Here is a 681-nt window from a genome sequence, read left to right as displayed (position 1 = left end):
TAGCGCTAGGTATTTGAGTGCACAAATAGAAACCACCCGATAAGCGCTAGAGTCATACAGATTTAAATCACAAACGCTAAGAATATCGGGGCGATTATCCAGATAGATTTTTTCACCGCTTACAAAGATATAGGGGCGTTTTTCTAATTGCCCATCATAGTGGATATAGTGGTGGGGGATTAGTTTAAAATTGATCCCACCCTGAGAAAAGCCCTTAATAAAGTAAGCACACCCAAAAAAAAGCGCGCTAGTGCAATCAAAAACAAATTGATAAAACCCTTTTTTTTGGATAAGCTTAAAGGCTTCTTGTGCTTGATCGCTCTCACATTCTAAAATTAGCGGGAGTTTAGCCACCTGCAAACGCCTTTTAAACACCTCGCTACTAATTTGGGCATCAAAGCGCAAGAAGTAGCGAAACACTTTTACAAGCTCTTCATATCTTTCAGATTGTAGCGCCCACTTCACAAACTCATAATCAATGAAGTTAGGGATTTGATGGGCAAGAGCTCCGGCTAAACTTAGCGCCATTATTTAGCCTGATTTTGTTTTGTTGTGATCTGATTTAGATAGGCAAGTTGCCATAAACCATACCCGGCATTATCCTCGCTATCAATGCCATAGAGAAACTCTCTACGCATAAAGTTATTTTGATTTGTGGGTTGATCTAGCGCGCTAAACTCT

At 40.1% G+C, this 681-nt stretch carries 2 protein-coding genes; both read right to left on the bottom strand.

All coding sequences use genetic code 11. The features are described from left to right. Positions 1–528 (bottom strand): phage portal protein family protein (locus G6Q00_RS08340; protein ID WP_430750799.1); only part of this gene is annotated, 528 nt, incomplete at its 3' end. Beyond that, a partial coding sequence (locus tag G6Q00_RS08860; protein ID WP_205426584.1) for a Mu-like prophage major head subunit gpT family protein occupies positions 528–681 on the bottom strand: 154 nt, incomplete at its 5' end. The genes G6Q00_RS08340 and G6Q00_RS08860, both read right to left, overlap by 1 nt.

The organism is Helicobacter suis (assembly GCF_902196125.1).
In the GTDB taxonomy this organism is placed as follows: Bacteria; Campylobacterota; Campylobacteria; order Campylobacterales; family Helicobacteraceae; genus Helicobacter; species Helicobacter suis_B.
The sequence above is the reverse complement of the archived record's forward strand: the minus strand, read 5'-3'. Positions and strand labels throughout refer to the sequence as shown.